Below are 6926 nucleotides of genomic sequence, written 5' to 3' on the forward strand. Positions count from 1 at the left end.
GCACCGGGGAGGCGCGCGGCCGGGGTGGCCGCCGGTGATCTTCGAGCGGATGGTCCGTCCCGCGTTGTTCCGCCTCGGCGGCGGCGACGCGGAGACGGCGCACGAGTGGACGCTGCGGCGGCTGGCGACGCTGGCCGGCCGCCCGGCGGCGCTGGCGCTGCTGCGGGCCCGCTACGGGGTCTCCGCGCCGCGCCGGGTCTTCGGCGTGGAGTTCCCCAACCCGGTGGGGCTCGCCGCCGGGATGGACAAGGACGGGCGCGCGCTGCCGGCCTGGCCGGCGCTGGGCTTCGGCTTCGTCGAGGTCGGCACGGTCACCGCGCACGCGCAGCCGGGCAACCCGCGCCCCCGGCTCTTCCGGCTGCCGGCCAGCCGCGCCGTGATCAACCGGATGGGCTTCAACAACGCCGGAGCCGAGGCCCTGGCGCGGCGGCTGGCCGCGCTGGGGCGCCCGCTCGGCGTACCGCTGGGGATCTCGCTGGGCAAGTCGAAGGTGACCCCGCTGGACGAGGCGGTGGAGGACTACCTCGCCTCGTACCGCGCCCTGCGCGGGTACGGCGACTACTTCGCCGTCAACGTCTCCTCCCCGAACACCCCGGGGCTGCGCACGCTGCAGGACCGGGAGCACCTGGACGCGCTGTTGGGGGTGCTCGTCGGCGACCGCCCGATCCTCGTGAAGATCGCACCGGACCTGACCGACCAGGCCATCGCCGAACTGCTGCGGGTCTGCCTGGACCGGGGCGCGGCCGGGGTCATCGCCACCAACACCACGCTGCGCCGCGACGGGCTCGCCGCCGCCGACGCCGGCCGGGCCGCCGAGGCGGGCGGCCTCTCCGGGCGGCCGCTGACCGAGCGGGCCCGCGAGGTGGTCCGCTTCGTGCACCGGGAGACCGCCGGGGCGCTGCCCGTGATCGGCGTCGGCGGCATCCTGGACGCCGACGACGCGGCCCGCATGCTCGACGCCGGGGCGAGCCTGGTGCAGCTCTACACCGGGTTCATCTACGGCGGGCCGGCGCTGGTCCGGGCCGCCGCCCGCGCCGGCGCCCGTCCGGGCGTCGCGGCCCGCGCCGGGAGCCCGGCGGCGTGACACCGGAGGAGATCCTCGCCGCCGACCGGGCGCACGTCTGGCACCCGTACGCGCCGCTGCCGCCGGCCACCGACCCGTACGTGGTACGCGAGGCCAGCGGCGTACGGCTGCGCCTGGCCGACGGGCGGGAACTCGTCGACGGGATGTCGTCCTGGTGGGCGGCCGTGCACGGGTACCGCCACCCGACGCTGGACGCGGCGATCGTCGACCAGCTCGGCCGGATGAGCCACGTGATGTTCGGCGGGCTGACCCACGAGCCGGCGACCCGGCTGGCCCGTACCCTCGTCCAGCTCGCCCCGGACGGGCTGGAACACGTCTTCCTCTGCGACTCCGGCTCGGTCTCGGTCGAGGTCGCGGTGAAGATGGCCCTGCAGTACCAGCGCGGCCGGGGCCGCCCCGAGCGGCACCGGCTGGCGACCTGGCGCGGCGGCTACCACGGCGACACGTTCCACCCGATGAGCGTCTGCGATCCCGAGGGCGGGATGCACCACCTCTGGACCGACGTGCTGCCCCGGCAGATCTTCGCGGCGGCACCACCGGACGGCTTCGCCGCCCCGGTCGACCCGGCGTACGAGTCCGCGCTGGTCGACGCGGTGGTCCGGCACGCCGACGAGCTGGCCGCGGTCATCGTGGAGCCGGTGGTGCAGGGCGCTGGCGGGATGCGCTTCCACAACCCGCACTACCTGCGGGTGCTGCGGGAGGTCACCCGGGAGCACGGGGTACTGCTCATCTTCGACGAGATCGCCACGGGCTTCGGCCGTACCGGTGCGTTCTTCGCCGCCGAGCACGCCGGGGTGAGCCCGGACGTGATGTGCGTCGGCAAGGCGCTCACCGGCGGCTACCTGAGCCTCGCCGCCGCGCTCTGCACCCCCGAGGTGGCTCGGGGCATCTCGGCCTCCGGCGTGCTGGCGCACGGGCCGACGTTCATGGGCAACCCGCTCGCCTGCGCGGTCGCGAACGCCTCCATCGGGCTGCTGCGCGACGGGAACTGGGCGGCCGAGGTGTCTCGGCTGGAGCGCGGGCTCCGGGCCGGCCTGGAGCCGCTGCGGGGCGCGCCCGGCGTGGCCGACGTGCGGGTGCTCGGTGCGATCGGCGTCGTGCAGCTCGACCACGAGGTGGACCTGCCCGCCGCGACGGCGGCGGCGGTGGCCGCCGGGGTCTGGCTGCGCCCGTTCCGCGACCTGGTCTACACGATGCCGCCGTACGTGACGGACGACGAGGACCTGGCGCTCCTCACCGCGGGCGTGGCGGCCGCGGTCGCGGCGGGCTGAACCGCGGTGGGCCGTACCGGTGACGACGGTGCGGTGCCGGCGCCTTCCGCGCCGGCCGTGGCGCGCCGGCCGTCGTACGGTCGCGCCGCCGGACGGCGCCGGGGCTGGCTTCGGACGGCCGGGCGGCTGTCAGCCTGGCGGTGGAGGGCCGGTCTGGCGGGTGGCCGGCCCGGGCGGTGGACGGTGGGGCCGGCTTCGGACGGCCGGTCTGGCGGGTGGCCGGCCGGGCGGTGGGCGGCCGGGCCGGCGACGGAGTGCTCGCGGGGCATTGCCGGGTGGGGGGCTTGGGGCCGGGCGACCGGTTGCCGGCCCGGGGCCGCGTTCGGGGGTTGCGCGTGGGGGAGCGGGCATCCGTGGCGGCGACTGACTGACGTGTTGGCGAAGTGGGCTGGCGCATTCGCGCCGCCGGTCCGGCGGCGAGGGCGCCGACCGGTCAGGACATGATCGACAAAAAGGGCAGAATCGACAGACAGGGCAGAGGAGAGGGCTGATGGAGGACTTCGGGGCGCGGCTGCGGCGCGCGATGACGCAACGGGGACCGCTCTGCGTGGGGATCGATCCGCATCCCGCGCTACTGGAGCGGTGGGGGCTGCCGGACGACGCGGACGGGCTGACCCGCTTCAGCCAGGGGGTCGTCGACGCGCTGGCGGACCGCGTGGCGGTGTTCAAGCCGCAGTCGGCGTTCTTCGAGCGGTACGGCTCCCGAGGGCTCGCGGTGCTTGAGTCAATTATCCGACAGTTACGGGATGCGGGCTCGATCGTTCTGCTTGACGTCAAGCGTGGCGACATCGGTTCGACGGTCAGCGCGTACGCCGACGCGTACCTGAATCCATCCAGCCCCTTGTATGTCGACGCGGTGACCGCGAGCCCCTATCTCGGGGTCGGATCGCTCGCTCCGATGTTCGACGCGGCGCGCGCGTACGGCGGCGGGGTCTTCGTGCTGGCGCTCACCTCCAACCCCGAGGGCCCGAGCGTGCAGCACGCCCGCGGTGCCGACGGCCGGACCGTGGCACAGACGGTGATCGACGAGATTTCGCAGCTCAACGCGGGTTCGCGACCATGGGGCAGTTTCGGTCTGGTGGTCGGAGCGACGATCGGCGAGACCGGACACGACCTCTCCGGAGTGGGCGGCCCGTTGCTCGCGCCGGGGCTCGGCGCGCAGGGGGCGGGCGCGGCGGACCTGCGTACCGTCTTCGGTCCGAACCTCTCCGCGGTGCTCCCGTCGTACTCCCGCGAGGTGCTTGCCGGGGGCCCGGACGCGTCCGGATTGCGGGCGGCGGCGGAGCGGGTTCTGGCCGACTGCGAAGCGATCCTGGGCAGCGGATCCTGACTGACGAGTCGGTCACCTTGACGCGATCTTGGCGCGCCCACGTTGCCGAAAGCTCCGTTGACCGCTAGTTTTCCCCGCGCTGGGAACCGAATACCCCTTTGGTTGCCAGCCACACCACGTTTCACAGATGCGGCGGTGCTTCCCGCCCGCCGCGATAGGGACCTGAGGAGAACTGGTGCCGCTCCCGTCACTGAGCCCCGAGCAGCGCGCAGCCGCGCTGGAGAAGGCTGCGGAGATCCGCAAAGCTCGTGCTGCCCTGAAGGAGCAGCTCAAGCAGGGCAAGACCACCCTCGCCGCCGTCCTCGAGCGGGCGGAGTCGGACGATGTCGTCGGCAAGCTGAAGGTTTCGGCCGTTCTGCAGGCCATGCCGGGCATTGGCAAGATCCGGGCGACCCAGATCATGGAGAAGCTGAAGATCGCCGACAGCCGCCGCCTGCGCGGTCTCGGCGAGCAGCAGCGCAAGGCCCTGCTTGGGGAGTTCTCGGCGAACTAGTTCGCCGGAACGGGTACAAACAAGCAGTGGGCTGACTCCATCTCGGCCCGCCAGCGGCTGCCGGCACGCGTGCGCGCCGGCCGCCGTGGTCCGGCGGGCCCGGAGCCGCAACACCGGCCCGCCAGCGGGCGTCGGCACGCGTACGAGCCGGCGCCCGTTGGTCCGGCGGGCGATGCGGTTCGACCCGCCAGTGGGCGCCGGAGGCAGGACCTTTCCGGCGCTCGCGACAACGCGGGTCGACGAGGAGAAACATGCACGGCGGTACGCGCCCGGCGGCTCGGCTCACCGTCCTGACCGGACCCTCCGGGGCCGGCCAGCGCGGGGTGGTCGAGCTCGTCCGGGCGCGTTCGCCGTTGCTCTGGGTGTCGGTACCGGTGACCACCCGCCCCCGCCGGGAACACGAGGCCGACGGCGTGCACTACCGCTTCGTCGAACCGGTCGAGTTCGCCCGGCTGGTCGACGCCGACGGGCTGCTGGAGTGGAGCGAGCTGGGCGGCCACCGCTACGGCACCTGCCGGGAGACGGTCGGCGAGCGGCTCCGGGCCGGGCGGCCGGTGCTGGTCTGCGTCGACCTCGCGGGCGCGCGCCGGGTCCGCCGCGCGGTGCCCGAGGCGCAGCTGGTCTTCCTCGCCCCGCCCGGGGTGACCCCGTCCGCCGCGCAGGCCCGGGACGTCGACGTGACACTCACCAACGACCAACTCGGGCGTACCGCCGAGGAACTGGTAGGCTTACTCGGTTCATCGTTCCTGACTCCGGCCCGACCGCCCGACAGCGGTTGAGAGACGCAGAGGTTAACTCCCGTGGGATCCATCGCCAACCCGGAAGGCATCACCAACCCGCCGATCGACGAGCTGCTGGAGAAGACGACCTCCAAGTACGCGCTCGTGATCTTCGCGGCCAAGCGCGCGCGCCAGGTCAACGCCTACTACAGCCAGCTCGGCGAGGGTCTGCTCGAATACGTCGGTCCCCTGGTGGAGACCACGCCGCAGGAGAAGCCGCTCTCCATCGCGATGCGCGAGATCAACGCGGGCCTGCTCACCGCAGAGCCGACCGACCAGCCGTAACCGCGGCCGGGCGTCGATGGCCGGCCGGATCGTACTCGGCGTAGGCGGGGGCATCGCCGCCTACAAGGCATGTGAGCTGCTGCGACTCTTCACCGAGTCCGGGCACGAGGTGCGCGTCGTCCCCACCGCGGCGGCGCTGCGCTTCGTCGGCGCCCCGACCTGGGCGGCGCTCTCCGGGCAACCGGTCGCCGACGACGTCTGGTCCGACGTGCACGAGGTGCCGCACGTCCGGCTCGGCCAGCAGGCCGACCTCGTCGTCGTCGCGCCGGCCACGGCCGACCTGATCGCCAAGGCCGCGCACGGGCTCGCCGACGACCTGCTCACGAACACCCTGCTGACCGCGCGCTGTCCGGTGGTGCTCGCCCCGGCCATGCACACCGAGATGTGGGAGAACCCGGCGACGGCCGCCAACGTGGCGACCCTGCGGGAGCGGGGCGTCCTGGTCATCGAGCCGGCGAGCGGGCGCCTCACCGGCGCGGACACCGGCAAGGGCCGGCTGCCCGACCCGGCCGAGATCTTCGCGTACGCCCGGCGGGTGCTCGCCCGCCGGGCCGCCGCGGTACCGGACGACCTGGCCGGGCGGCACGTCGTGGTCACCGCCGGCGGCACCCGGGAACCGCTCGACCCGGTGCGCTTCCTCGGTAACCGCTCCTCCGGCAAACAGGGGTACGCCTTCGCGCGTACCGCCGCGGCCCGCGGCGCCCGGGTCACCCTGGTCGCGGCGAACGTGTCGCTGCCCGACCCCGCCGGCGTCGACCTGGTGCGCGTCTCCACCACCGAGGAGCTACGCAAGGCGACCCTCGAGGCGGCCGACGGCGCCGACGCGGTGGTGATGGCCGCCGCGCCGGCCGACTTCCGGCCGGCCACCTACGCCGAGCAGAAGATCAAGAAGGCGGAGGACGGGTCGGCGCCCACCATCGAGCTGGTCACCAACCCCGACATCGCGGCCGAGTTGGGCGAGCGCCGCCGACCGGGACAGGTTCTCGTGGCCTTCGCTGCCGAGACGAGCAACGCCGAGGTGAACGCTCGGGCTAAGCTGTCCCGCAAGAAGGCGGACCTGATCGTCGTCAACGAGGTCGGACCGGACAAGGTCTTCGGCGCGGACGCCAACACCGCGACCGTGCTGGGCGCCGACGGCTCCTCGACCGTGTTTCCGGAGCAATCCAAGGAAGACCTCGCCGACGCGGTCTGGGATCTGGTATTAACGCGTTTGACCACCACGTCGTAAACGTTGATCAGAATGTGGACGGCGACCATGGTCCCCGTCCCGCGGACGTAGACTCCGCGAAACCACTCATCGAGATCTGAGGAGCACCGTGGCACGTCGCCTGTTTACTTCCGAGTCGGTCACGGAGGGTCACCCGGACAAGATTGCGGACCAGATCAGTGATGGCATCCTCGATGCGCTGTTGGCGCAGGATCCGCGGAGTCGGGTCGCGGTGGAGACGTTGATCACGACTGGTCAGGTGCATGTCGCGGGTGAGGTCACCACGAAGGCGTATGTCGATATTCCGGCGATCGTTCGGGAGACGATTCTGGGGATCGGGTACGACTCGTCGAAGAAGGGGTTCGATGGGGCGTCGTGTGGTGTGAGTGTGTCGATCGGGTCGCAGTCGCCGGATATCGCGCAGGGTGTGGATTCGGCGTTCGAGTTGCGGGTGGGGTCGTCGGAGTCGGCGTTGGA

The 6926-nt window shown here is 72.9% G+C and carries 8 protein-coding genes; all 8 read left to right on the plus strand.

The window, feature by feature from the left end; all coding sequences use genetic code 11:
• Positions 1-34 precede the first annotated feature (34 nt).
• Positions 35-1084 carry a quinone-dependent dihydroorotate dehydrogenase gene (locus AB0J86_RS17100; protein ID WP_363858000.1) on the plus strand — a complete coding sequence of 350 codons (1050 nt, stop codon included), beginning with the start codon at positions 35-37 and terminating at the stop codon, positions 1082-1084.
• Positions 1081-2355 (plus strand): adenosylmethionine--8-amino-7-oxononanoate transaminase, encoded by a 1275-nt coding sequence (locus AB0J86_RS17105; protein WP_363858002.1) that lies wholly within the window; start codon positions 1081-1083, stop codon positions 2353-2355. Before AB0J86_RS17100 ends, AB0J86_RS17105 begins: the two co-directional genes overlap by 4 nt.
• Positions 2356-2845: 490 nt before the next feature.
• Positions 2846-3685, plus strand: a complete 840-nt coding sequence (gene pyrF / locus AB0J86_RS17110) for an orotidine-5'-phosphate decarboxylase (protein ID WP_363858004.1) — start codon at positions 2846-2848, stop codon at positions 3683-3685.
• Between the two features lie 175 nt (positions 3686-3860).
• Positions 3861-4178, plus strand: a complete 318-nt coding sequence (gene mihF / locus AB0J86_RS17115) for an integration host factor, actinobacterial type (RefSeq protein ID WP_363858006.1) — start codon at positions 3861-3863, stop codon at positions 4176-4178.
• 251 nt (positions 4179-4429) lie between these two features.
• Positions 4430-4957 (plus strand): guanylate kinase, encoded by a 528-nt coding sequence (locus tag AB0J86_RS17120; RefSeq protein WP_363858008.1) that lies wholly within the window; start codon positions 4430-4432, stop codon positions 4955-4957.
• A gap of 21 nt (positions 4958-4978) precedes the next feature.
• A complete protein-coding gene (gene rpoZ / locus AB0J86_RS17125) occupies positions 4979-5242 on the plus strand; it encodes a DNA-directed RNA polymerase subunit omega (protein ID WP_007075826.1) in 264 nt (87 codons plus the stop codon).
• Positions 5243-5258: 16 nt separating this feature from the next.
• Positions 5259-6470, plus strand: a complete 1212-nt coding sequence (gene coaBC / locus AB0J86_RS17130) for a bifunctional phosphopantothenoylcysteine decarboxylase/phosphopantothenate--cysteine ligase CoaBC (protein ID WP_363858009.1) — start codon at positions 5259-5261, stop codon at positions 6468-6470.
• 88 nt (positions 6471-6558) lie between these two features.
• On the plus strand, positions 6559-6926 hold a 368-nt coding region (locus AB0J86_RS17135), incomplete at its 3' end, for an S-adenosylmethionine synthetase N-terminal domain-containing protein (RefSeq protein WP_363858011.1).

The organism is Micromonospora sp. NPDC049559, assembly GCF_040676675.1.
Classification (GTDB): Bacteria; Actinomycetota; Actinomycetes; order Mycobacteriales; family Micromonosporaceae; genus JBFAPK01.

Excerpts from the sequence above, each read along its gene's own strand:
- coaBC (WP_363858009.1), top strand. The coding sequence starts at position 5,259 with ATGGCCGGCCGGATCGTACTCGGCGTAGGCGGGGGCATCGCCGCCTAC.
- pyrF (WP_363858004.1), top strand. The coding sequence starts at position 2,846 with ATGGAGGACTTCGGGGCGCGGCTGCGGCGCGCGATGACGCAACGGGGA.
- AB0J86_RS17120 (WP_363858008.1), top strand. The coding sequence starts at position 4,430 with ATGCACGGCGGTACGCGCCCGGCGGCTCGGCTCACCGTCCTGACCGGA.